The 21,911-nt window shown below is 63.2% G+C and carries 22 protein-coding genes and 1 riboswitch; of the genes, 15 read left to right on the top strand and 7 right to left on the bottom strand.

The features are described from left to right. Positions 1–191 precede the first annotated feature (191 nt). On the top strand, positions 192–854 hold the full coding sequence (locus ASD45_RS18595; RefSeq protein ID WP_056913167.1) for a carbonic anhydrase: 663 nt from the start codon (positions 192–194) through the stop codon (positions 852–854). 62 nt (positions 855–916) lie between these two features. Here the strand turns inward: ASD45_RS18595 and ASD45_RS18590 are convergent, their stop codons facing one another. Beyond that, the gene (locus ASD45_RS18590; RefSeq protein ID WP_056913166.1) at positions 917–1,951 is read right to left on the bottom strand and encodes an aspartate-semialdehyde dehydrogenase; all 1,035 of its coding nucleotides are present in this window, start codon (positions 1,949–1,951) and stop codon (positions 917–919) included. 137 nt (positions 1,952–2,088) lie between these two features. Here ASD45_RS18590 and ASD45_RS18585 point away from each other — a divergent pair, with 137 nt between their 5' ends. The 6 genes from ASD45_RS18585 (at position 2,089) to ASD45_RS18560 (ending at position 6,344) form a co-directional block, all read left to right on the top strand. After that, positions 2,089–2,868, top strand: a complete 780-nt coding sequence (locus ASD45_RS18585; RefSeq protein WP_056913165.1) for a hypothetical protein — start codon at positions 2,089–2,091, stop codon at positions 2,866–2,868. An 80-nt stretch (positions 2,869–2,948) separates the two neighbouring features. Then, the gene (locus ASD45_RS18580) at positions 2,949–3,452 is read left to right on the top strand and encodes an RNA polymerase sigma factor (protein ID WP_056913164.1); all 504 of its coding nucleotides are present in this window, start codon (positions 2,949–2,951) and stop codon (positions 3,450–3,452) included. Positions 3,453–3,467: 15 nt separating this feature from the next. After that, on the top strand, positions 3,468–4,184 hold the full coding sequence (locus tag ASD45_RS18575; RefSeq protein ID WP_056913163.1) for a hypothetical protein: 717 nt from the start codon (positions 3,468–3,470) through the stop codon (positions 4,182–4,184). A gap of 117 nt (positions 4,185–4,301) precedes the next feature. Then, a complete protein-coding gene (locus tag ASD45_RS18570; RefSeq protein ID WP_056913162.1) occupies positions 4,302–5,531 on the top strand; it encodes a molybdopterin-dependent oxidoreductase in 1,230 nt (409 codons plus the stop codon). Between the two features lie 14 nt (positions 5,532–5,545). Further along, complete coding sequence (locus ASD45_RS18565; protein WP_056913161.1) at positions 5,546–5,827, top strand: hypothetical protein; 282 nt, start codon at positions 5,546–5,548, stop codon at positions 5,825–5,827. 163 nt (positions 5,828–5,990) lie between these two features. Beyond that, entirely contained in the window at positions 5,991–6,344 is a 354-nt protein-coding gene (locus tag ASD45_RS18560; RefSeq protein ID WP_056913160.1) for a hypothetical protein, read from the top strand. A gap of 72 nt (positions 6,345–6,416) precedes the next feature. On the opposite strand, the gene ASD45_RS18555 is transcribed toward ASD45_RS18560, so the two are convergent. From ASD45_RS18555 to leuB, 3 genes are all read right to left on the bottom strand, one after another. Continuing rightward, a complete protein-coding gene (locus ASD45_RS18555; RefSeq protein ID WP_056913159.1) occupies positions 6,417–7,499 on the bottom strand; it encodes a ribonucleotide-diphosphate reductase subunit beta in 1,083 nt (360 codons plus the stop codon). After that, positions 7,490–9,442 (bottom strand): ribonucleoside-diphosphate reductase subunit alpha, encoded by a 1,953-nt coding sequence (locus ASD45_RS18550; protein ID WP_056913158.1) that lies wholly within the window; start codon positions 9,440–9,442, stop codon positions 7,490–7,492. The genes ASD45_RS18555 and ASD45_RS18550 overlap by 10 nt, the downstream gene beginning before the upstream one ends. 100 nt (positions 9,443–9,542) lie before the next feature. After that, positions 9,543–9,777, bottom strand: a riboswitch (cobalamin riboswitch). A 70-nt stretch (positions 9,778–9,847) separates the two neighbouring features. Continuing rightward, a complete protein-coding gene (gene leuB / locus ASD45_RS18545; RefSeq protein ID WP_056913157.1) occupies positions 9,848–10,960 on the bottom strand; it encodes a 3-isopropylmalate dehydrogenase in 1,113 nt (370 codons plus the stop codon). A 150-nt stretch (positions 10,961–11,110) separates the two neighbouring features. Here leuB and ASD45_RS18540 point away from each other — a divergent pair, with 150 nt between their 5' ends. Beyond that, entirely contained in the window at positions 11,111–12,373 is a 1,263-nt protein-coding gene (locus tag ASD45_RS18540) for an NAD(P)/FAD-dependent oxidoreductase (protein WP_056913156.1), read from the top strand. 95 nt (positions 12,374–12,468) lie between these two features. Next, complete coding sequence (locus ASD45_RS18535) at positions 12,469–13,521, top strand: MaoC family dehydratase (RefSeq protein WP_056913155.1); 1,053 nt, start codon at positions 12,469–12,471, stop codon at positions 13,519–13,521. A gap of 112 nt (positions 13,522–13,633) precedes the next feature. Here the strand turns inward: ASD45_RS18535 and ASD45_RS18530 are convergent, their stop codons facing one another. Then, the gene (locus ASD45_RS18530) at positions 13,634–14,533 is read right to left on the bottom strand and encodes a LysR family transcriptional regulator (protein WP_056913154.1); all 900 of its coding nucleotides are present in this window, start codon (positions 14,531–14,533) and stop codon (positions 13,634–13,636) included. A gap of 228 nt (positions 14,534–14,761) precedes the next feature. Here ASD45_RS18530 and sdhC point away from each other — a divergent pair, with 228 nt between their 5' ends. The 6 genes from sdhC (at position 14,762) to ASD45_RS18500 (ending at position 20,040) form a co-directional block, all read left to right on the top strand. After that, the gene (gene sdhC / locus ASD45_RS18525; protein ID WP_056913153.1) at positions 14,762–15,187 is read left to right on the top strand and encodes a succinate dehydrogenase, cytochrome b556 subunit; all 426 of its coding nucleotides are present in this window, start codon (positions 14,762–14,764) and stop codon (positions 15,185–15,187) included. Continuing rightward, entirely contained in the window at positions 15,184–15,576 is a 393-nt protein-coding gene (gene sdhD / locus ASD45_RS18520) for a succinate dehydrogenase, hydrophobic membrane anchor protein (RefSeq protein WP_056913152.1), read from the top strand. The genes sdhC and sdhD overlap by 4 nt, the downstream gene beginning before the upstream one ends. 2 nt (positions 15,577–15,578) lie before the next feature. Beyond that, positions 15,579–17,420, top strand: coding sequence for a succinate dehydrogenase flavoprotein subunit (gene sdhA / locus ASD45_RS18515; RefSeq protein WP_056913151.1), 1,842 nt, complete (start codon positions 15,579–15,581; stop codon positions 17,418–17,420). A gap of 1 nt (position 17,421) precedes the next feature. After that, positions 17,422–18,201 (top strand): succinate dehydrogenase iron-sulfur subunit, encoded by a 780-nt coding sequence (locus ASD45_RS18510; RefSeq protein WP_056913150.1) that lies wholly within the window; start codon positions 17,422–17,424, stop codon positions 18,199–18,201. Positions 18,202–18,310: 109 nt separating this feature from the next. Next, a complete protein-coding gene (locus ASD45_RS18505; RefSeq protein ID WP_056913149.1) occupies positions 18,311–18,790 on the top strand; it encodes a pyridoxamine 5'-phosphate oxidase family protein in 480 nt (159 codons plus the stop codon). Between the two features lie 152 nt (positions 18,791–18,942). Next, entirely contained in the window at positions 18,943–20,040 is a 1,098-nt protein-coding gene (locus tag ASD45_RS18500) for a M48 family metallopeptidase (protein ID WP_156380974.1), read from the top strand. 21 nt (positions 20,041–20,061) lie between these two features. On the opposite strand, the gene ASD45_RS18495 is transcribed toward ASD45_RS18500, so the two are convergent. Both ASD45_RS18495 and ASD45_RS18490 read right to left on the bottom strand, forming a co-directional pair. Next, positions 20,062–20,487, bottom strand: a complete 426-nt coding sequence (locus ASD45_RS18495; protein ID WP_056913147.1) for a hypothetical protein — start codon at positions 20,485–20,487, stop codon at positions 20,062–20,064. A 69-nt stretch (positions 20,488–20,556) separates the two neighbouring features. After that, complete coding sequence (locus tag ASD45_RS18490) at positions 20,557–21,798, bottom strand: argininosuccinate synthase (RefSeq protein WP_056913146.1); 1,242 nt, start codon at positions 21,796–21,798, stop codon at positions 20,557–20,559. Positions 21,799–21,911: the final 113 nt, after the last annotated feature.

Below are 21,911 nucleotides of genomic sequence, written 5' to 3'. Positions count from 1 at the left end.
GGACCTGATGGTCGGCTATCAGTCGGCTATTCGACCTGAACGCGGGATGAATGGACGGATTTAGCGCGCCAAGGTTAAGAAGAGGCTCAGGTTTTCGCGGCGCCGCCGCTGCCGGCGCCCGGACTCGGCGGACGCTTGCGAGCGCCGCCTCCGTATGAAAAGCAGGCTTTCGTGACTCAGGAGCTAGGCCAATGAACTTTCCTCAGCGACTCATCGACGGTTATGGCGCCTTCGCCAGCGGCCGGCTCAAGGCCGAGCAGGACCGCTATCGCGAGCTCTCCGAGAGCGGTCAGGCCCCGGAAATCATGGTGATCGGCTGCTGCGACTCGCGGGTGGCGCCGGAGGCGATTTTCGACGCCGGGCCGGGCGAATTGTTCGTGGCGCGGAACATCGCCAATCTGGTGCCTCCCTACACGCCGGACGGCGCGCAACGCGCGATGTCGGCGGCGCTGGAATTCGCCGTGCAGGCGCTCAAGGTCAGGCACATCGTCGTGCTCGCCCATGCCCAGTGCGGCGGCATCCGCGCCTTCGCCGAGGAGGCCGCGCCGCTGTCGCCGGGCGACTTCATCGGTCGCTGGATCGAATTGCTCGGCCCGGCCGCGAAGGTCGTCGGCCCGCGCGGCGATCGCAGCATGACCGAATATCTCACGGCGCTGGAGCAGCAGGCAGCGGTGTCGACCCTCGACAACCTGATGACGTTCCCGTGCATCAAGATCCTGGTCGAGCGCGGCAGGCTCAACTTGCACGCCGCCTATTTCGGCGTCGCCACCGGCGATCTGTGGGTGCACGACAAGACGCAGAACAAATTCGTGCGCGTGACCCCGGCCAAGGCATTCGCGAACCCGGCTTTTTGAAGCGCAAAACAAAACGGCCGGCGAGACGCCGGCCGTTTTGCATTTGCATTCGGTCGAAGGACCTACGCCGCCTTCTTCTTCGCCTGAAGAAGCTTGCGGTTGATCAGCGCTTCCGCGATCTGAATCGCATTGAGCGCCGCGCCCTTGCGCAGGTTGTCGGAAACCACCCACATTTCCAGGCCGTTATCGACGGTCGGATCGGTACGGATGCGGCTGATGTAGGTCGCATCCTCGCCGGCGCATTCATACGGCGTGGCATAGCCGCCCGGTTCGCGCTTGTCGATGACAAGGCAACCCGGCGCCGCACGCAGGATTTCGCGCGCCTCGACGTCCGAGATCGGGTTTTCAAACTCGATGTTGACGGCTTCCGAGTGCGACACGAACACCGGCACGCGCACGCAGGTGGCGGTGAGCTTGATTTTGGGATCAAGAATCTTCTTGGTCTCCATCACCATCTTCCACTCTTCCTTGGTGTAGCCGTCTTCCATGAAGACGTCGATCTGCGGAATGAGGTTGAAGGCGATGCGCTTCGGGAATTTCTTGTTCGTCACTTCGTCCAGCGTGAACACCGACTTGGTCTGCGAGAACAACTCGTCCATCGCTTCCTTGCCGGCGCCGGACACCGATTGATAGGTCGCGACGACGACGCGCTTGATCTTGGCGTGATCGTGCAACGGCTTCAGCGCGACGACGAGCTGCGCCGTCGAGCAGTTCGGATTGGCGATGATGTTCTTCTTGGTGAAGCCGTCGAGCGCATGGGCATTCACTTCCGGAACGATCAGCGGAACGTCCGGATCCATACGCCAGGTCGAGGAGTTGTCGATAACGACAGCCCCCTGCGCCGCGATCTTGGGCGACCATTCCTTCGACACGGCGCCGCCGGCCGACATCAGACAAATATCGACGTCGGAGAAATCGTAGTGATCGAGCGCTTTCACTTTCAGGGTTTTGTCGCCGTACGAGCATTCCTGCCCCATGCTCTTGCGCGAGGCGAGCGCGACGACTTCGTCGGCGGGAAATTTGCGCTCATCCAGAATGTTGAGCATCTCGCGCCCCACATTGCCGGTGGCGCCGACCACGGCGACCTTGTAACCCATTGTTTACTCTCCGAAAAAATTCCCCGGTCTGGTTTGATTTGAAACAACCGGATGGCAGGGCTTCTAAGCGAGAATGACGCTTCTGACAACGGTACCAGAGGTTTTAAGCGCGATCCGAGACTCCGCGAGGCTCGACCATGCATCCGGCCCTGCATTCCTGGCGCGAGGAACTGCCCGCCAATATGGTGCGCCTGTTGGCTTATGTGGGTGGCCTTGTCGTCCTGTCCATAGCCGCGGCACAGGTCTTTCAATCGAAGCCTGTGAAGTCACCCATCGCGCCCATTGATCGGTCGGCCTGGACCACGATCGAGAAGCCGTTTCCGGCCTTCACCTTGGCGATCCCGGAGGCCGCCAGTCAGCCAGAGACCTATACAATCCGCCGCCATACCACCGGCAACGGCCGCCAGGACATCATGGGTCTCGGCGTGCCCGACGGCGTGACGCCTTACCTGCGGGTCGAGGTGTACCGGGCCGGCAGCGAGATCGACCGCTTTGCCTCGACCGCCGATACCATCGCCGCGGAGGCGATGACCCTCGGCCCGGTCAACATCACCCCGGTGGCTGAACCGGTCGCGAGCAAGTTCGGGCCGCTCTCGCTCGTCACCTTCGAGACGTCGCAAGGCGCGCACCGTTACTGCCTGGGCTTCTCTCGCAGCTTTGACGAACCGATGCTGCAGCTATCCGGCTGGTTCTGCCAAGGCGACAGCTTCGTGCATGACTCAACACTGGCCTGCGCGCTCGACCGGCTGACCCTGCTTTACGCCGGCAGCGACCCGAAGGTCGGTACGCTGTTCGCTCAGGCCGACCTCAACCGCAGCTACTGTGGCCAGCGCGATCCGCTGCTCGCGGCGACACCGAAATATCACGTGCTCTGGAAGGCTCTGGAAGGGCAGCCGGCGCGGCGCGCCCCGCGGTGACCCTTACAACGCCATTGCATGCGTATCGGCCGCGTCCGATAGTTGCCGCCTGCTTTTCGATCGGCGGCACAGATTTCCGCATGGCGCACGACCCGCATAACGGCCTGATGGCTCTGCTGCCGCGGCTTTATGCATTCGCGCGCACCATGCTGGCGGACCCCGATGCCGCGCGCGATCTGGTGCAGGAAGCCGTCACCCGCGCACTCGCGGCGCGACGCGTGCCGGACGACGCGCCGGCCTATCGCGCCTGGATGTTCCGTATCGTCCGCAATGCCGCGCTCGACGAAATCCGCCGCCTGAAACGGCCGGCACTAGATGTCACCAACAGCGCCGACATCTGGAGCTATGACGATGCCAGCATCGCCAAGATCACGGTCGAGCAGGGCTTGGCGACGCTGCCGCCGGCGCATCGCGAGATTATCTCCTTGATCGATATTGCCGGATTCAGTTACGGCGAAGCCGCCGAATTGCTTCAGGTGCCGGTCGGCACCGTGATGAGCCGCATCGCCCGGGCGCGCGAGGCTCTGCTGGCGGCGATTGAAGCCAGCAGCGTAAGGCCGCTCAAGGTGAACCAGGGCATCTGATAACGGGACCGGACTTTGGCACGCGATCCGCAGCAGCAGGATTTGGAAAAGCTCAGCGCCCTCGTCGATGGCGAATTGCCGGCCGGTGAACGCGCGGCCTTGGCCGGACGGCTGGCGAGCGAGCGCGATCTGGCGCGCGCCTACGCGACGCTGGCGCGGCTCAAGGCGACGATCGGCGAGGCTGCCGGCGCGGCGGCTGATTGTCCGGCCTTCGAATTGCCGCAGCGGGGCAAAGTGCGGCGGTGGCCGCCCATCGCCATCGGCGCCGCGCTTGCCGCCACGCTGGCGTTCGGCGTGTTCGTGACGATGCCGCGGCCGATTCAGACAGAGGCTCCGTTCGCCGAAGCGCCGACGGCGATTACCCTGGCCTCGCTGCCCGCCGGCACCACGGTGCCGCGGCTCGACACCGCGGGCCTCAAGCTCACCGGGCTGGCGATCGATCCGGGCCAGGTGCCGCTGGTGTCGGCGACCTATCGCGGCCCGCATGGCTGCCGGCTCGATCTGCGCGCCTGGCCGGTCGGCGCGACGCCACCGCAGACGGCCGGCACCGACCATCACCGCTGGACCGCGGGCAACCTGGTCTACGAGCTGACCGCGCATGGCATGCCGAAGGCACGCTTTGCCCTGATTGCCGGCGCGGCCGAGGGCCAGACCGCCGCCAATGCCGATTCCGACCGCATTGGTCGCCAACTCCGCGAAGCCGGTCACGGCCCCCCGCCCTGCACCGGATGATTTCTTCTCCGGTAATGGAATAATTCGGCGGAAGCGCCCGTTTCTTCCCTGTTCCCGAATGCGTGACGTGGGTCACGCAGATCGAGGGCCGCCGCGAGCGGCAACAAGGAGGAAACGATGCTAGCCATCAGTCGCCGGGGATTCCTCGGCACGGCCGCCGCTGCCGGCGCGGCCCTCATCGGAGGATTTGGCCGGTTCACCGAAGCGCAGGCGGCGTCCGCCGCGGCGCAATTGAGCCCCGGCGTGCCGGATGGCATCGCCAGCTACGTACAGATGGGCACGTTGCCGGGCAAACAGCCGCTCATCCAGCTTGCCGACCGGCCGCCGAATTATGAATCGCCGCTGGAATATCTGCAGACGCCGATCACGCCGAACGACAAGTTCTTCGTGCGCTATCACCTCGCCGACATTCCCGAGATCAAAGCTGCAGACTACAAGATCAAGATTGATGGCGACGGCGCGACGACTCCGATGGAGCTCACGCTCGACGACTTGAAGAAGATGCCGGCAGTCGAAATCGTCGCCGTCAATCAATGCTCGGGCAATCGTCGAGGCCTGTCGAACCCGCACGTGCCCGGCGTCGAATGGGGCTACGGCGCCATGGGCTGCGCCAAATGGAAGGGTGCGCGGCTCAAGGACATTCTCGCCAAGGCCGGCATCAAGAAGGAAGCGATCGAGGTCGCTTTCAATGGCGCCGATGGGCCGGTGGTCGACAAGACACCGGACTTCATCAAAAGCATCCCGGCCTGGAAGGCGATGGATGAGAACACCATCATTGCCTACGAAATGAACGGCCAGCCGCTGCCGCATTTCAATGGCTTCCCGGCGCGGCTCGTTGTGCCAGGCTGGACTGGCACCTATTGGATGAAGCACCTCATCCACGTCGAAGCGAGGACGACGCCGCAAGGCGGCTTCTGGATGAAGCCCGCCTATCGCGTGCCGGTCGGCCTGTTTCCGCTGCGCGACCGCTTCGTGACGCAGGAAGACGCCACTTCGACGCCGATTACCGAGATGGTGGTGAACTCTCTGATCACCAGCCACCGCGACGGCGCCAAGGTTAAGGCCGGCAAGGTGACTGTCGCCGGGCTCGCCTGGGACGGCGGCTACGGCATTGGCAAGGTCGAGGTCTCGACCGACGGCGGCAAGACGTGGTCCTCCGCCAAGCTCGGCGAGGATCTCGGCAAGTTCGCCTTCCGGCCGTGGAGCTTCGACGTGCAGGTCAAGGGCAAGGCCACGGTGATGGTCAATGCCACCAACGCCATCGGCCAGACGCAGGTCACCAAGCTGCTGTTCAATGGCGCCGGCTACCACAACAACGTGATGCAGAGCATCACGCTGACCGCCTGAAGGAGGCACCGCACATGCGCACCATCATCGCTGCCACCGCGGCCGTCCTCCTCGCCGGCACGGCTTTCGCCGACGAGCAGGTCATCAAACTCAAGCAGGCGCCTGGGGTCGACAAGGTCGAGAACAATTGTCAGGCCTGCCACACACTGGCTTACATCCCGATGAACTCGGTCTACCTCAACGCCGCCGGCTGGGACGCCGAGGTGACCAAGATGATCAACGCCTACGGCGCGCCTGTGGACGCCGACGATGCCAAGGCGATCGCCGAATACCTCAAGAAAAACTACGGCAGCTAATACCGCCACTTAGGCCGCAAGAGATCGGACCGGTCGCGCCCCTTCACCGGAGCGTGATTGGTCCTTTTTGCAACTCAGGCTGTGGCTTTTTCGCCCTATCAAGCCGAACCGAACGCGGCTAGAATGCGTTTCGCTAAGGGAATCGGTCGAGGACTTGAAGAAAATGCGCCTGAAATTTGTTGCAGCGACGTGTGCCGCCCTTGGCGTGGTGGCCGTTTTGGCCGCCCCGGCCGATGCCCAGACGACGAAAAAACGAATTTACGCCAACCGCGATCAGACAGTAGTCGTGATGCGCGGCGAAGACGGCAAGACCCGGACGCGCGTCATCATCCAGAAGCGGTCTTACCTGGACCCCGGTCCTGAAGTGCTGCCGGGCAGCCGCCACGACCTGGATTATGCGCAGTCGCCGAACCACCGCGCCACCGGGATCCTGAACAACACGGTTGGCGGCACCAATCAGCTCCCTCTGCCCGGCCCGTTCGAACTGGGGCCGCGTGGCCCCTGGCTGCAGTACTGAGAGCCACGCCTTTATAGAGATAGAAAACGCGGCCTCACCAGGCCGCGTTTTTATTTTGCCGATCGAGCAGCGTCAGCTTTGCGCGCTGTCGAATTGCGACCAGACGCCTTCGGCTCCATCCCAGCTACCGCGGCTCGCACCCTTGGAATATTCCGTGGCGCGCTGCTCGAAGAAGTTGGCGTGCTCGACGCCGTTGAGGATCTCGACCAGCCACGGCAGTGGGTGCGGCTTGAGCTGGTTATAACCGCCCTCCGTCTGCTCGAAATAGCCGAAGGTCGTCGGCAGCCTCAGTTGGGTGAGCCGCCAATCGGCGACGTAGCGCACATAGGCATGAATATCCTGCGGGGTCATGCCTTCGATGCCGCCAAGGCCAAACGCCAAATCGACGAAGCGCTCTTCCAACCCGACCATGGTCTTGGCGACATCGACAATATCGTCGCCCACCGACTTGGTGAGCGCGCCGGTTTCGTGATTCCACTCATGAAACAGCTTGATGATACCCTCGCAATGCAGACTTTCGTCACGCACCGACCAACTCACGATCTGCCCCATGCCGTTCATTTTATTATGGCGGGGAAAATTGAGCAGCATGGCGAAGCTCGCGAACAGCGCCATCCCCTCGGTGAAGGCGCCGAACATGGCGAGCGTGCGCGAGACATCGGCCACGGTGTCGACGCCGAATTCGTGCATATAGTCGGCCTTGGCGCGCATCTCGGCATAGTCGCGAAAGGCCTCGAACTCGGTTTTCGGCATGCCCAGCGTCTTCAGCAGCAGCGCGTAGGCGTCGATATGCACCGTCTCCATGTTGGTGAACGCGGCCATCATCATCTGCACCGCGAGCGGCTGAAAGATCGGAATATAGCGCTTGAGATAGTTGTCACCGACCTCGATGTCCGACTGGGTGAAGAAGCGGAATATCTGTGTCAGCAGAGCCCGCTCGTTCGGCGTCACCCGGTCCGACGCCCAGTCCTTGAGATCGCCGCCGAGCGGCACCTCCTCACCCATCCAGTGCGTCTGCTGCTGTCGCTTCCAGAACTCGTAGGCCCAGGCATAGCGATCGACGTCGTAAGTGCCCGTCGATTCCAGCAGACCTACTTTACCGGTGCCGATCAGCGCACGCGGGTCGAATTTGCCGAACAGATCGCTCACTGACATGCGAGGCACTCCTCGTAGTCGGCGCGAACTGGCGTGGTGAGCGCATCGGCCACTGCGGCCTTCTCGCCCTGCTGGCCGACGAAGGCGGCGCGCGAGATAGACTTGGAGCGGCAGTAATAGAGGCTCTTCAGCCCCTTCTTCCATGCCGTCCAATGCAGCATGTGCAGGTCCCATTTATCGATGTCGGCCGGCAGATAGACGTTGATCGACTGGCTCTGGCAGATGAACGGCGTGCGATCGGCGGCAAGCTCGATCACCCAGCGCTGATCGATCTCAAAGGCGGTGCGGAACACCAGCTTCTCCTGCTCGCTGAGCATGGTCAGATGCGCCACCGAACCTTCATGCTCGATGATCGACTGCCACACCTCCGGCGTATCGGCGTCCTTGGCGCGCAGCAGTCTTGCCAGATGCGGATTGCGAACCGAGATCGCGCCGGACAGGGTCTTGTGCGTGTAGATGTTGGCGGGGATCGGCTCGACGCAGGCGCTGGTACCGCCGCAGATGATGCTGATCGAGGCGGTCGGCGCGATCGCCAGCTTGTGCGAGAAGCGCGCCATCACGCCGCGCTCCAGCGCATCGGGACAGGGCCCGCGTTCCTTCGCCAGCGCTACTGAGGCGGCGTCGGCGTCGCGGCGAATTTTGCGAAACATCTTGAAGTTCCACGACTTCGCCATCGCGCTTTCGAACGGCACGCCCTTCGATTGCAAAAAGGAGTGGAAGCCCATGATGCCGAGGCCAACCGAGCGCTCTCGCAAAGCCGCATAACGCGCCCGCTTCATGCCGTCCGGCGCGACATTGATGAAGTGCGTCAGCACATTGTCCAGGAAGCGCAGCACGTCCTCGATGAAAGACGGTTCGTCGCACCACTGATCCCAGGTTTCGACGTTGAGCGATGACAGACAGCACACCGCAGTGCGTTCCTCGTCGCGATGATCGACGCCGGTCGGTAGCGTGATTTCGCTGCACAGGTTGGAGGTCGAGACCTTGAGGCCCAGTTCGCGCTGATGCTTGGGCAATGCGCGATTAACGGCATCGATGAACAAGAGATACGGTTCGCCGGTCTGCAGCCGCGTTTCCAGAATGCGCTGCCAAAGCTGGCGGGCATTGATTTCGCGCACCATGTCGCCCGACTTCGGGCTGCGCAGCGCGAACATGGCATTGTCCTTCACCGCCTGCATGAAGGCGTCAGTGATGTTGATGCCGTGATGCAGGTTGAGCCCCTTGCGGTTGAAGTCGCCGGAGGCTTTGCGGATCTCGAGAAATTCCTCGATCTCGGGGTGATGGATATCGAGATAGACCGCCGCCGAGCCGCGGCGCAGCGAGCCCTGGCTGATGGCGAGAGTCAGGCCATCCATGACATGGATGAAAGGGATGATGCCGGACGTGACGCCGCCTTTGACCGTCTCGCCGATCGAACGCACTTTGCCCCAATAAGTGCCGATGCCGCCGCCATTGGAGGCGAGCCAAACGTTTTCATTCCAGGTGGTGACGATGCCGTCGAGCGAATCCGGCACCGCATTGAGGAAGCATGAGATCGGCAGGCCGCGCGTCGTACCGCCATTGGACAACACCGGCGTCGCCGGCATGAACCACAGCCGCGACATCGCATCGTAGAGTCGCTGCGCGTGCGCGATGTCATCGGCGAAAGCGCAGGAAACGCGGGCGAACATGTCCTGATAGCTCTCGCCGGCGAGCAGATAGCGGTCATTGAGCGTGAGTTTGCCGAACGCGGTCAGGAGTTCGTCGCGCGAACGATCGAGCTTGAGATCGGACGGCTTCGGCGCCGGCGCGAGCGGCTGCGGCAGCGGCGCAGGGTGTGGCGCCTCGACGAGCGCGAGTTCGGGTGCGCGTTCCGCGTCCGGCGGGCGCGGCGCAATTTTGGCGACGTTTGTCTTTGGCGAAACAAGCTGACCGTTGCGGTCGAAGTCGTAGGCGAAGGCCATCAGCAACCCCGTGATGTGGGGGCAGGAGACCGATGGATGCTTGTGAGACGCGCGTCCGGGCGGACGTGCACAAGCGACCCGCCGGGGCACCCCGCCCGTGGACGATTTCAGCGGTCACGGCAGGTCTCCTGGCTCGCGGGTCGCTGCGATCGACATGCCTTCCCGAGGCGCGAAGGCCTCAGTGGCTTCATGACCGAAGGTCATGTGTCAAGCGCTCGCCGCTTACAGTTGCGGGGGCAGCCCCGGCTTAATCCCTAAGGACGCACCGGATTCCCTCTTAGCCCTTCATCGCTACAACATGTAGAAACGAAAAGACCGTGACGCCCATATATGGCGTCACGGTCTCACGATTCGTCAAGCTGCAATTCGGTATGCCGCGCCCCGCCGCGAACAGCGGGGACAAAGTCAGGCCGACAGCGCTTCCATCTCGCCAAGAATGGCCGAGCCCATCTCCGACGTGCTCACGCTCTTCTGCCCGGGCGAGGCGATGTCCGCGGTGCGGATGCCCTTGTCCAGCGTCGCGGCGATCGCCTTGTCGATCATGTCGGCTTCCTTGCCCATATCGAACGAGTAGCGCAGCGCCATGCCGAATGACGCGATCATCGCGATCGGATTGGCCAGGCCCTTGCCGGCAATATCAGGCGCCGAACCGTGCACCGGCTCGTAGAGCGCCTTGCGCTTCTGCGTCTTGGCATCGATCTCGCCGAGCGATGCCGAGGCCAGCATGCCGAGCGACCCGGTCAGCATTGCCGCGATATCGGACAGCATGTCGCCGAACAGATTGTCGCAGACAATGACGTCGAACTGCTTCGGATTGCGCACGAGCTGCATGCCGCCGGAATCGGCGAGCTGGTGCTCGAGCTGCACGTCCTTGAATTCGCGGTCGTGCGTCTGCTGCACAACTTCCTTCCAGAGCACGCCGCTCTTCATAACGTTGTTCTTCTCCATCGACGTCACCTTGTTCTTGCGCTTGCGCGCCAGTTCGAAGGCGACACGCGAGATGCGCTCGATCTCGTAGGTGTCGTAAACCTGGGTATCGATGGCGCGCTTCTGGCCGTTGCCGAGATCGGTGATGGTCTTCGGCTCGCCGAAATAAACACCGCCGGTGAGCTCGCGCAGGATCATGATGTCGAGGCCTTCGACCAGTTCGCGCTTCAGCGACGAGGCGTCGGCCAGCGCCGGATAGGTCACCGCCGGGCGCAGGTTGGCATAGAGGTCGAGGTCCTTACGCAGCCGCAAAAGACCGGCTTCGGGGCGCGCTTCGTACGGTACGTCAGCCCATTTCGGGCCGCCCACGGCGCCGAAAATCACGGCGTCGGCAGCCTTGGCCTTGGCCATGGTAGCGTCCGAGATTGACGTCTTGTCGGCGTCATAGGATGCGCCGCCGACCAGCCCTTCCTCATAGGCGAACTTGTTCGGGCCCTTCTTGTTGAAGAACTCGATGAGCCGCTTCACCTCGGCCATCACCTCGGGGCCGATGCCGTCGCCGGGCAGCAAGAGCAGATTGTGGGTCGCCATGAACGCCTCTTTTCTACGTGTCGCGCGTTTCCTCAGCCTGCGGGCGAGCCCGCGCGGCAAAAGCTGGCGGATTGCTAAAGCCTCCCCCGCCCCTTGGCAACCGCACAGCGGCGGTCCAGCCTTTCTCCGGGCGCAGGGCCGGAGTTCGGAATGAGCGTGCAAATCCCAAGGATTATCGTCGTCGGCGCCGGCTTCGGCGGGCTGGAAACCGTGCGCGCACTGCGCCGTGTGGCGGCCGACATCACCGTCATCGACCGGAAGAACCACCACTGCTTCCAGCCGCTGCTTTATCAGGTCGCCACCGCGGCGTTGTCGCCGGCCGAGATCGCCTGGCCGATCCGACACATTCTGCGGGCGCAGCGGAACACCACGGTGCTGATGGAGGAAGTGCTCGGGGTCGATCCAGCACGCAAGGTGCTGATCACCAATTTCGGCGAGACGGGGTTCGACTATCTTGTGTTAGCCACCGGCGCCCAACACTCGTACTTCGGTCATGAAGACTGGGAGCCCTTCGCGCCCGGCCTGAAGCGCATCGACGACGCCACCCGCATCCGCCGCAAAATTCTCGTCGCCTTCGAAAAGGCCGAAATCGCGACCGACACCGAGACCCAGCGGCGGCTGCTCACTTTCGTCATCGTCGGCGGCGGCGCCACCGGCGTGGAACTGGCCGGCGCCATCGCGGAAATTGCCCGGCAGACGCTGGCGATGGACTTCCGCCGCATCGATCCGCGCAACGCCCGCATCGTCCTGGTCGAAGCCGGGCCGCGCTTGCTGCCGGCCTTTGCGCCGGAGCAGTCGGACTATGTGCGCCAGGTGCTGACCAAAGTCGGCGTCACCGTGATGACCGACACGATGGTGACGAAATGCGATATCGGCGGCGTCGATCTCGGCTCCCAGCGGCTGCCCGCCGCGACCATCGTCTGGGCCGCAGGCGTGATGGCGTCGCCCGCGGCGAAATGGCTCGGCGCCGTGGCCGATCGCGCCGGCCGCGCCAAGGTCAATCCCGATCTGTCGGTGCCGGGCCATCCCGAAATCTTCGTCATCGGCGACGCGGCATCGGTGATGGACAGCAAGGGCAAGCCCGTGCCCGGCATCGCGCCCGCCGCCAAGCAGATGGGTCACTATGTCGGCAACCTGATCGCCGCGCGCATCGCCGGCCGCGCAACCGGCAAACCGTTCCGCTACATGCACCTTGGCGACCTTGCCACCATCGGCCGCCGCGCTGCCGTGGTTCAGCTCGGCCGCTTCCGCTTGCGCGGTTATCTCGGCTGGTGGTTCTGGGGCATCGCCCACATCTATTTCCTGATCGGCATCCGCAACCGCTTCATCGTCGCGTTCAGTTGGCTGTGGAGCTATCTGACCTTCCAGCGTGGCGCGCGCCTCATCACCCATGCTCACGACGATACCCCGTGAAGCCGCGCTCCAACGAACCGTCATACGCCTTTGCGACAATGGGCAGGCCCCGAGATCGCTGCTAGGATCTTCGAGGGGCAGGTCAGGAGTTTTTCGTGAGCGATAAAACGAATTTCGGTAATTTCTTCGAAGATTTCAAACTCGGGCAACAGATCCGCCACGCCACACCGCGTACCGTAACGACCGGCGACGTAGCGCTTTATAACGGGCTGTTCGGGGCCCGCTTCGCCGTGCAGTCGGCCGACGCTTTCGCATCGAGGATTGGTTATCCCCGCTCGCCGATCGACGACTTCCTCGTCTTCCACATGGTCTTTGGCAAGACCGTGCCGGATATCTCGCTCAACGCCGTCGCCAATCTGGGTTATGCCGACTGTCGTTTTCTCAAGCCGGTATTTCCGGGCGCGACGTTGAGCGCCACGTCGGAAGTCATCGGCCTCAAGGAGAATTCCAACAAGAAGACGGGCATCGTCTATGTGCGTTCACGCGGCATCGATCAGGATGGCGCAACGGTGCTCGAATATGTACGCTGGGTCATGGTGCGCAAACGCGACGAGAATGCGCCGGCACCGGACGAAGTCGTGCCCGAACTGCCGTCCTGCGTCGATGTCGGAGCGCTCGGCAACGGTTGCCCGATTATCCAGAACAACCTCTACGACGCCGAATTGGCCGGCAGTTCGCATCGCTACGGCGACTACGCCAAGGGTGAAAAAATCGACCACGTTGTCGGCATTACCGTCGAAGACGCCGAGCACATGATCGCGACGCGGCTTTATCAGAACACGGCGCGCATTCACTTCGATAACTTCACCGAAAGCAAAGGCCGCTTCGGCAAAAGGCTGATTTACGGCGGCCACGCGATTTCTCTGGCGCGGGCATTGTCCTTCAACGGTCTCGGCAACGCCTTTCACGTCACCGCCGTCAATGGCGGCCGTCACGTGTCGCCGTTATTTGCCGGGCTCACCGTCTTTGCCTGGACCGAAGTGCTCGACAAGGCCGAGCTGCTCGGCCGTGACGATGTCGGCGCGCTGCGCTTGCGCACGGTCGCGACCAAGGACAAGCCGTGCGACGACTTCCCCTACAAGATCGGCAATGAATACGATCCCGCGGTCATCCTCGACCTCGATTACTGGGTGCTGATGCCAAGGTGAGCCGCCGATGTCGTTCCCCGCGAAAGCGAGGACCCATACTCCGTGAGCCATCGAGGGCAAACGGAGTATGGGTCTCAGGTCTCGCTATCGCTCGCCCGGGACGACGTGTTGCCTACGTGCTCTCCCGCCTCGCCTCTCGAAGATGATCGACAAGCTGCCGGGCATAAGGGGGCAGCGCCTTGTAATCGCGCAGGCAGATCGACAGATTGCGCAGCGCCCACGGATCGGTGAGCTCGACGACCTGGATGGCCATTGTCTTGGCCGCCCAGCGCGCCGTGGTCTGCGGCACCACGCCGACGCCGACGTGGTTTTCGACCATGCGGCACACCGCATCGAACGAACGTAGCTGCACGCGCAGGCGCAGGGTGCGGCCGGACTGGCTGGCCTTGCTGGCGAGGAAGCGCTGGATGGCGCTGGCGCGGTCGATGCCGACGAAATTGTAGTCGAGCGTCTCCGCAAAACTGATCTTGCTGCGCTTGGCCAGGTCATGGCCGCGCGCCACGACCAGCACAAAGCGGTCGCTGCGGAACGGATAGGTCGTCAGGGAGCCGGCATCGACGGTCCCCGCGACGATACCGATATCGCCAACGCCCTCGGCGATCAGACCTACGATCTCATCGGACAGCCGTTCCTCGATATCGACGCTGATATTGGGATGCGCGGCGAGGAAGCTTCCGAGGGCCTCGGGCAGGAACTCGGTCAGCGAATTGGTGTTCGACAGCACCCGGACCTGTCCGGCATGGCCGCCGGCGTAGACCCCGAGGTCTTCCTGCAACCGCTCGGACTGCTCGAGGATGGTGCGGGCATGCTGCAGCAGGGTCCGCCCTGCCTGGGTCGGCGCCACACCCTGGCGACCGCGCACCAGCAGTTCCGCGCCGAACCCCTCCTCCAGCTTGCGGATGCGGGTCGAGGCCGCCGCCAAGGCGAGATTCATGCGCTCGGCACCGTGGGTAATGCTGCCGGCTTCGACGATGTGCCGGAACAAACTGAGGTCAGTGAGGTCGTAGCGCATGGGAGGGTGGCCTCGGAGAGCCTTCTTATTATACGAAGGCAGACTACGCAAAACACATATTGATCCGGGCAATTTACCCGGTTTAGTTTCGCGTTTGAAGAAGTTTAACTTGGTCAAACTCCAAACTGCAAAAGGCCGGACGCCGAGCTGCGTTGCGGTATTTTTGTGGTTTGGCTACCAACCGTCCGCGACTGCCGACAGGGCTACGGTGGTGCGAGGAGACTGACAATGTCCGACGTTAAGGCGGATGCCGCGGCAGCGCGGCGGCAACGACCGCTTTCCCCCCATCTGCAGATCTACCGCCCGATGCTGACGATGACGATGTCCATCGTCCACCGCATCACTGGCGGCGCGCTCTATGTCGGCACGCTGCTGCTCGCGTGGTGGCTTATTTCGGCCGCTTCCGGGCCCAACGCCTACGCGACGTTCGAAGCCTTCATCGGTTCGCTGCTCGGCCGCGTCATCCTGTTCGGCTACACTTGGGCGCTGCTGCATCACATGCTGGGCGGCATCCGTCATTTGATCTGGGACACGCTTCACGGCTTCCAACCGGCCGAGCGCGAATGGCTGACGGTGGCCTCCCTGGTCGGCTCGATCGCCTTGACCCTGGTGGTCTGGGTGGTCGGCTATATCGCCCTGGGAGGTCCGCGATGAAGGCTCAGCACGACATGCGCACGCCGGCCCGCCGCGTGCGCGGTTTGGGTCCGGCGCGCTCCGGCACCACGGATTTCTGGCATCAGCGACTGACCGGATTTGCCAGCATCTTCCTGTCGATCGCGCTGATCGTCATCATCATCTCGATGCTTGGCCGCAGCCACGCCGCCGCGGTGCAGATCCTCGGCTCGCCGATCGTCGCCGTCATCATGCTGCTGTTCATTCTGGCCGGCGTCTATCACATGTGGATCGGCATGCAGGAGATCATCCTGGATTACGTCCACGACGACAAATACAAGTTCCTGAGTCTCATGTTGAACACCTTCTTCTGCGTGGCCGTCGGTCTCGCCTCCGCGTTCGCCATCCTCAAACTGTCCTTCGGAGTCTGACGATGGCCGATGCTAACGGAAACATGAACGGCAAGAGCGCCCCCGGCATCAACGGCCGCGCCTACCCGATCGAAGACCACAAATACGACGTTGTCGTTGTCGGCGCCGGCGGCGCCGGCCTGCGCGCGGTCGTCGGCTGCTCGGAAGCCGGGCTGCGCACCGCCTGTATCTCCAAGGTGTTTCCGACGCGTTCGCACACCGTGGCGGCGCAGGGCGGCATCGCCGCCTCGCTCGGCAACATGAGCGAGGACGACTGGCGCTGGCACATGTACGACACGGTGAAGGGCGCCGACTGGCTCGGTGACCAGGACACCATCGAATACATGTGCAAGAACGCGCCGGCCGCGGTCTACGAGCTCGAGCACTGGGGCATGCCGTTCTCGCGCCGCGAGGAAGACGGCAAGATCTACCAGCGTCCGTTCGGCGGCATGACCACGCATTTCGGCAAGGGCACCGCGCAGCGCACCTGCGCAGCGGCGGACCGCACCGGCCACGCCATGCTGCACACGATGTACGGCCAGTCGCTCAAGCACGCGGCCGAATTCTACATCGAATATTTCGCCCTCGACCTGATCATGGACGACGAGGGCCGCTGCCGCGGCGTTATCGCGCTGAACATGGACGACGGCACGCTGCACCGCTTCACCGCCAACCAGACCATTCTGGCGACAGGCGGTTATGGACGCGCCTACTTCTCCTGCACCTCGGCGCATATTTGCACCGGCGATGGCAATGCGATGGTTTTGCGCGCTGGCCTGCCGCTGCAGGACATGGAATTCGTGCAATTCCATCCGACCGGCATCTATCCGGCCGGCTGCCTGATCACCGAGGGTTCGCGCGGCGAAGGCGGTTACCTCGTCAATTCCGAAGGCGAGCGCTTCATGGAGCGCTACGCGCCGTCGGCCAAGGATCTGGCCTCGCGTGACGTCGTCTCGCGCGCCATGACCATCGAAATCCGCGAAGGCCGCGGCGTCGGCAAGGAGAAGGACCACATCTTCCTTCACCTCGATCATCTCGACCCGGCGGTTCTCGCCGAGCGCCTGCCCGGCATTTCCGAGACCGCGCGCATCTTTGCCGGCGTCGATGTGACCCGCGAGCCGATCCCGGTGCTGCCGACCGTGCACTACAACATGGGCGGCATCCCGACGAACTATCACGGCGAAGCGCTGACCAAGAAGGACGGCAACGACGACTTCGTCATCCCGGGCCTCATGGCGATCGGCGAAGCGGCCTGCGTGTCGGTGCACGGCGCCAACCGTCTCGGTTCGAACTCGTTGATCGATCTCGTCGTGTTCGGCCGCGCCGCGGCGCAGCGCTGCGCCGATACGCTGAAGCCCGGCGAGAAGCAGCCCGAACTGCCGAAGGATTCGGCCGAGAAGGCGCTCGCCCGCCTCGATCACTTCCGTTACGCCTCGGGCGGCACGCCAACCGCACAGCTTCGCCTGAAGATGCAGCGGGTGATGCAGAACAACTGCGCGGTGTTCCGCACCGGTGAGGTTCTCGAAGAGGGCCACAACCTGATCCATCAGGTTTACGGCGCCATGAGCGACGTCAGCGTCGCCGACCGCTCGCTGATCTGGAACTCGGACCTGATCGAGACGCTTGAGCTCGACAACCTGATCTCACAGGCTTGCGTCACCATGGACTCGGCGAAAAACCGCACCGAAAGCCGCGGCGCTCACGCCCGCGAGGACTTCCCGGATCGCGACGACCAGAACTGGATGAAGCACACGCTGGCCTGGATCGATGCCAAGGGCAGCGTCTCGATCGATTACCGCCCGGTGCACACCTACACGCTGACGAACGAGATCGCGTACGTCGAACCCAAAGCGCGAGTTTACTGAGATGGTCGAAATCACGCTGCCGAAGAACTCGAAGGTCGAAGAAGGCAAGACCTGGCCGCGCACGTCGCACGCCACGCACCTCACCGAGTTCAAGATCTACCGCTGGAACCCGGATGACGGCGAGAACCCGCACGTCGACACCTATTATGTCGATCGCGACAATTGCGGGCCGATGGTTCTCGACGCGCTCATCTGGATCAAGAATAATATCGATCCGACGCTGACCTTCCGCCGCTCCTGCCGCGAAGGCGTCTGCGGCTCCTGCGCCATGAACATCGACGGCACCAATACGCTGGCCTGCACCAAGGCGATGGACGACGCCAAGGCGCCGATCAAGATCTACCCGCTGCCGCATCAGCCGGTGGTGAAGGACCTGGTGCCGGACCTGAAGAACTTCTACGCGCAATACGCCTCGATCGAGCCGTGGCTGCACACCGTGACGCCGGCGCCGGAGAAGGAATGGCGGCAGAGCCACGAGGAACGCGCCAAGCTCGATGGCATGTACGAGTGCATCTTGTGCGCCTGCTGTTCGACCTCGTGCCCGAGCTACTGGTGGAATTCGGATCGCTATCTCGGGCCCGCGGCGCTGCTGCAGGCCAACCGCTGGGTACAGGACTCACGCGACGAAGCGACCGGCGACCGCCTCGACAATCTCGAGGATCCGTTCCGCATCTATCGCTGCCACACCATTCTGAACTGCTCGAAGGCCTGTCCGAAGGGCCTCAACCCGGCGAAGGAAATCGCCACGCTGAAGAAGGCGCTGGTCGATCGTCAGGTGTGACGGCTTTCGACCCATCCGATTTGCGAAAAAGGCGCCGGAAACGGCGCCTTTTTTGTTCCCCCGGAACGCTGTCGTTGCTGCGCCGTTGACGCTGCAAAGGAGAATTATGATGGCACGTAATGACGACGTCGAGCGGGTCTGGGACCTGATGGAAAAGATCTCGATCTGCATGATGGCGACCTGGGACGGCAGCGAACTGCATTCGCGGCCGATGGGCGCCTATTCGCACCGCAATGAGCGGATGATCTACTTCCTCACCGATGTGCGCCGGCAGAAGGACGATGAGATCGCCAAATATCCAAAGCTGGCGCTGTCCTTCGCTGACACCGGCGGCCAGAAATATGTCTCGATCAGCGGGCACGCCGAGGTCAGCAACGACCGCGCCAAGATCAAGGAATTGTGGTCGACGCCGGCAAAGGCCTGGTGGGATTCGCCCGATGACCCGAACATCCGCGTGCTCAAGGTGACGCCGATCGAAGCCGAATACTGGGACAGCCCCGGCACCATCGTCAGCAACATCAAGATGGCCGTCGCCGCGGCGACCGGCAGCAAGCCGGACCTCGGCACCAACCGCAAGGTCGCGGTCTAGCCCTCCTCTCGCGTCGCCGGCCCCCCATGATTGGGGCGGCCGGCATCGCGATACGCCGCCTACAACTTTTGCTTGCGTCGGTTGTAATTTCGCTCCACCCTGCGCCTTAGCGGGTGGGGGTTGCGTTGCGTGAGAGTACCCGACAATTCGCAGTGAGCTTGGCGCTGCTGCTCGCCGGCTGCGCCATGCCGGTCAGCAAGCTGCCGGACCTGCCAGCGGACGTCGTCGCCGCCGAGCAGCGCCGCGAACAGATCGCGCAGCTCCGCAAGTATTACAGCGAACTGCACCGGGTCGATACGATCGCCTTCCGGCTGCGCACCGCAAATGTCACCTTCTGCGACGAGCGCGTGTCGCCGCAGATCGGCTTGTACGCCGTCACGCCGCGCAGCCTGCCGCGGCGCTACCAGTCCTATATCAGCGAAGCGCTCAACATCGGCTGGATGCGACCAACCGCGATTTCCGTGGTCGAGGATTCGCCAGCCGCCAAGGCCGGCATTGTCGCCGGCGATGAAATCATCACGCTCAACGGCGAGCTCATTCCGCTTTGGGGCACCGCAGGCTGGATCAACCGCCGGCTCAAGGCGAACGGCACCAAACCGGTCGAATTGAATGTCCGCCACGACGGCGAGGGCCGCATCGTTACGGTGACGCCGGTGATGGCCTGCGCCATCCCCATCGCCTACACCGTCGACGGAGCCGCCAGTGCCTCGACCGGCGACACCAGGATCGTGATCAACACGGGCATGATCACGCTGGCCGACACTGACGCGCAGCTGGCCCTGATCATCGGCCACGAGATGGCCCATTCCAATCTCGGCCATCTCGACAAACAGCGCTGGAATCAAGTTCTCGGCATGGCAAGCGGGGCCGCAATCGATCTCGGCATTCTCGCCGGCGGCGTCTCGACGGGCGGCGCCTTCGCCCGGCAATTCAAAATTTTCGGCGCGCGTGCCTTCAGCGTCAGCTTCGAACGCGAAGCCGACTATGTCGGAAGCTACTATGCGGCTCGTGCCGGCTACGATCTCAAAGGCGCGGAAGAGGTCTGGCGGAAGATCGGGCTTGACGCGCCCGGCAACATCCTGCCGAACAACAGCCATCCGGTGACCGCGGCGCGTTTCGTCCAGTTACAGAAGGTGACCGCGGAAATCGAGGAGAAGAAGCGGCGTCAGGAGCCTCTGGTCCCGGACCTGAAATACGTCACGGTGGAGCACGATCCCGCAACCGGCGAGACCACGGCGGCAAAATTCTGAGACCGTGCCGGCGTGCCGCCGCTACTTGCAGCCCTTCTCGCTGAAACAAATATTTTGTAGTTCGGGCCAAGGCTTATACGCCACCTTGGCGCACTGGTCGGCCGTCGCTTCAATCAGCTGATTGAGATGCCCGGCATAGAAATAGCCGATGCGATCCTTGGCGCCCGTATAGGTGCGGTTGATGTTGCGCGAGTTGCTGCGCACGCATACGGCGTAGCGCTGCTCGCGGCTCGCCGTGGTCAGGAACGGTTCGCTGATGAACCCGTCGCGAATATTGGTCGGATCTTCGAGCTCACGCTGCAGCGTGTTCATCAGCTCGAGCTTGTAGTCCTTCGGAAAAATATTGGCGTCCGGCTCGGCGTCTTTGCTGGACGAGCAGGCCGCCATCGCCAAAGCCATCATGCCGGCCGCGACGACGGCAACAAGACGCACTATTTCCGAAGCCATCCTGATCTCCCATTTCTGCACCGGCCGGCTTGCCGAGATCCCGCGAGCAGCCGGCGCTACACTATCGACTTACTTGAGCGTGCGCTTGCGCTGGCCGAGCGTGCGCAGCCGCAGCGCGTTGAGGCGGATGAAGCCCGCCGCATCCTTCTGATCGTAGGCACCCTTGTCGTCTTCGAACGTGACGAGCGTCGAGGAATAGAGCGAGGCCGGGCTCTCGCGACCGGTGACGATGACGTTGCCCTTATAGAGCTTGAGCCGCACGGTGCCTTCGACCATCTCCTGCGACTTGTCGATCAGCGCCTGCAGCATCTCGCGTTCCGGCGCGAACCAGAAGCCGTTGTAGATCAGCTCCGCGTAGCGCGGCATCAGTTCGTCCTTGAGATGTCCCGCGCCGCGGTCGAGGGTGATCGACTCGATGGCGCGGTGCGCCTGCAGCAGGATGGTGCCGCCGGGCGTCTCGTAAACACCGCGCGACTTCATGCCGACGAAACGGTTCTCGACCAGATCGAGCCGGCCGATGCCGTTGTCGTGGCCGTATTTATTGAGCTCGGCGAGCAACGTCGCCGGCGACATCGCCTTGCCGTTGAGGCTGACAGCGTCGCCACGCTTGAAGCCGATCGAGATCTCGGTCGGTTTGTCGGGCGCTTCCATCGGCGAGATGGTGCGCTGATAGACGATCGGCGGCGCTTCCTTGGCCGGGTCTTCCAGCACCTTGCCCTCGGACGACGAGTGCAGAAGATTGGCATCGACCGAGAACGGCGCCTCGCCTTCCTTGTCCTTGGTGATGGTGATCTGGTGATCGCGCGCGAACTTCAACAGGTCGTCGCGGCCCTTGAAAGTCCATTCCCGCCAGGGCGCGATGATCTTGATCGACGGATCGAGCGCGTAATAGCCGAGTTCGAAACGAACCTGATCGTTGCCCTTGCCGGTCGCGCCATGGCAGACGGCGTCGGCGCCGACCTGATGCGCGATTTCGATCTGGCGCTTCGCGATCAGCGGTCGCGCGATCGAGGTGCCGAGCAGGTACTGCCCTTCATAGACCGTATTGGCGCGGAACATCGGATAGACGAAGTCGCGGACGAATTCCTCGCGCAAGTCGTCGATGAAAATGTTCTCCGGCTTGATGCCGGCGCGCAGCGCCTTCTCGCGCGCGGGCCCCAACTCCTCGCCCTGGCCGAGATCGGCCGTAAACGTCACCACCTCCGCGCCGTAGGTGGTCTGCAGCCACTTCAGGATGATCGAGGTATCGAGACCGCCGGAATAGGCCAGAACGACCTTCTTGATGGTCTTTTTCGCGTCGCCGTCGGACATTGTTGCTCTTTCGTTCGAAGCCGGTGGGGCCGGCCGCATCGCCCGTGTTGAACCCAAGCTGACGGCCTGGGTCAAGAGGCAGGCCGCCCGCCCGTACGCCCCCCTTCCCGGGA

The organism is Pseudolabrys sp. Root1462 (assembly GCF_001426945.1).
Lineage (GTDB): Bacteria > Pseudomonadota > Alphaproteobacteria > Rhizobiales > Xanthobacteraceae > Pseudolabrys.
The sequence above is the reverse complement of the archived record's forward strand: the minus strand, read 5'-3'. Positions and strand labels throughout refer to the sequence as shown.

Bases quoted from the DNA above. Each gene is read 5' to 3' on its own strand.
- leuB (WP_056913157.1), bottom strand. From the start codon at position 10,960: ATGGCGACCCACAATCTGCTCTTGCTGCCCGGCGACGGCATCGGCCCC.
- ASD45_RS18510 (WP_056913150.1), top strand. From the start codon at position 17,422: ATGGTCGAAATCACGCTGCCGAAGAACTCGAAGGTCGAAGAAGGCAAG.
- ASD45_RS18580 (WP_056913164.1), top strand. From the start codon at position 2,949: ATGGCGCACGACCCGCATAACGGCCTGATGGCTCTGCTGCCGCGGCTT.
- sdhA (WP_056913151.1), top strand. From the start codon at position 15,579: ATGGCCGATGCTAACGGAAACATGAACGGCAAGAGCGCCCCCGGCATC.
- ASD45_RS18565 (WP_056913161.1), top strand. From the start codon at position 5,546: ATGCGCACCATCATCGCTGCCACCGCGGCCGTCCTCCTCGCCGGCACG.
- ASD45_RS18590 (WP_056913166.1), bottom strand. From the start codon at position 1,951: ATGGGTTACAAGGTCGCCGTGGTCGGCGCCACCGGCAATGTGGGGCGC.
- ASD45_RS18530 (WP_056913154.1), bottom strand. From the start codon at position 14,533: ATGCGCTACGACCTCACTGACCTCAGTTTGTTCCGGCACATCGTCGAA.
- ASD45_RS18560 (WP_056913160.1), top strand. From the start codon at position 5,991: ATGCGCCTGAAATTTGTTGCAGCGACGTGTGCCGCCCTTGGCGTGGTG.
- ASD45_RS18585 (WP_056913165.1), top strand. From the start codon at position 2,089: ATGCATCCGGCCCTGCATTCCTGGCGCGAGGAACTGCCCGCCAATATG.
- ASD45_RS18570 (WP_056913162.1), top strand. From the start codon at position 4,302: ATGCTAGCCATCAGTCGCCGGGGATTCCTCGGCACGGCCGCCGCTGCC.
- ASD45_RS18495 (WP_056913147.1), bottom strand. From the start codon at position 20,487: ATGGCTTCGGAAATAGTGCGTCTTGTTGCCGTCGTCGCGGCCGGCATG.
- ASD45_RS18555 (WP_056913159.1), bottom strand. From the start codon at position 7,499: ATGTCAGTGAGCGATCTGTTCGGCAAATTCGACCCGCGTGCGCTGATC.
- ASD45_RS18595 (WP_056913167.1), top strand. From the start codon at position 192: ATGAACTTTCCTCAGCGACTCATCGACGGTTATGGCGCCTTCGCCAGC.
- ASD45_RS18540 (WP_056913156.1), top strand. From the start codon at position 11,111: ATGAGCGTGCAAATCCCAAGGATTATCGTCGTCGGCGCCGGCTTCGGC.
- sdhD (WP_056913152.1), top strand. From the start codon at position 15,184: ATGAAGGCTCAGCACGACATGCGCACGCCGGCCCGCCGCGTGCGCGGT.
- ASD45_RS18550 (WP_056913158.1), bottom strand. From the start codon at position 9,442: ATGGCCTTCGCCTACGACTTCGACCGCAACGGTCAGCTTGTTTCGCCA.
- ASD45_RS18505 (WP_056913149.1), top strand. From the start codon at position 18,311: ATGGCACGTAATGACGACGTCGAGCGGGTCTGGGACCTGATGGAAAAG.
- sdhC (WP_056913153.1), top strand. From the start codon at position 14,762: ATGTCCGACGTTAAGGCGGATGCCGCGGCAGCGCGGCGGCAACGACCG.
- ASD45_RS18490 (WP_056913146.1), bottom strand. From the start codon at position 21,798: ATGTCCGACGGCGACGCGAAAAAGACCATCAAGAAGGTCGTTCTGGCC.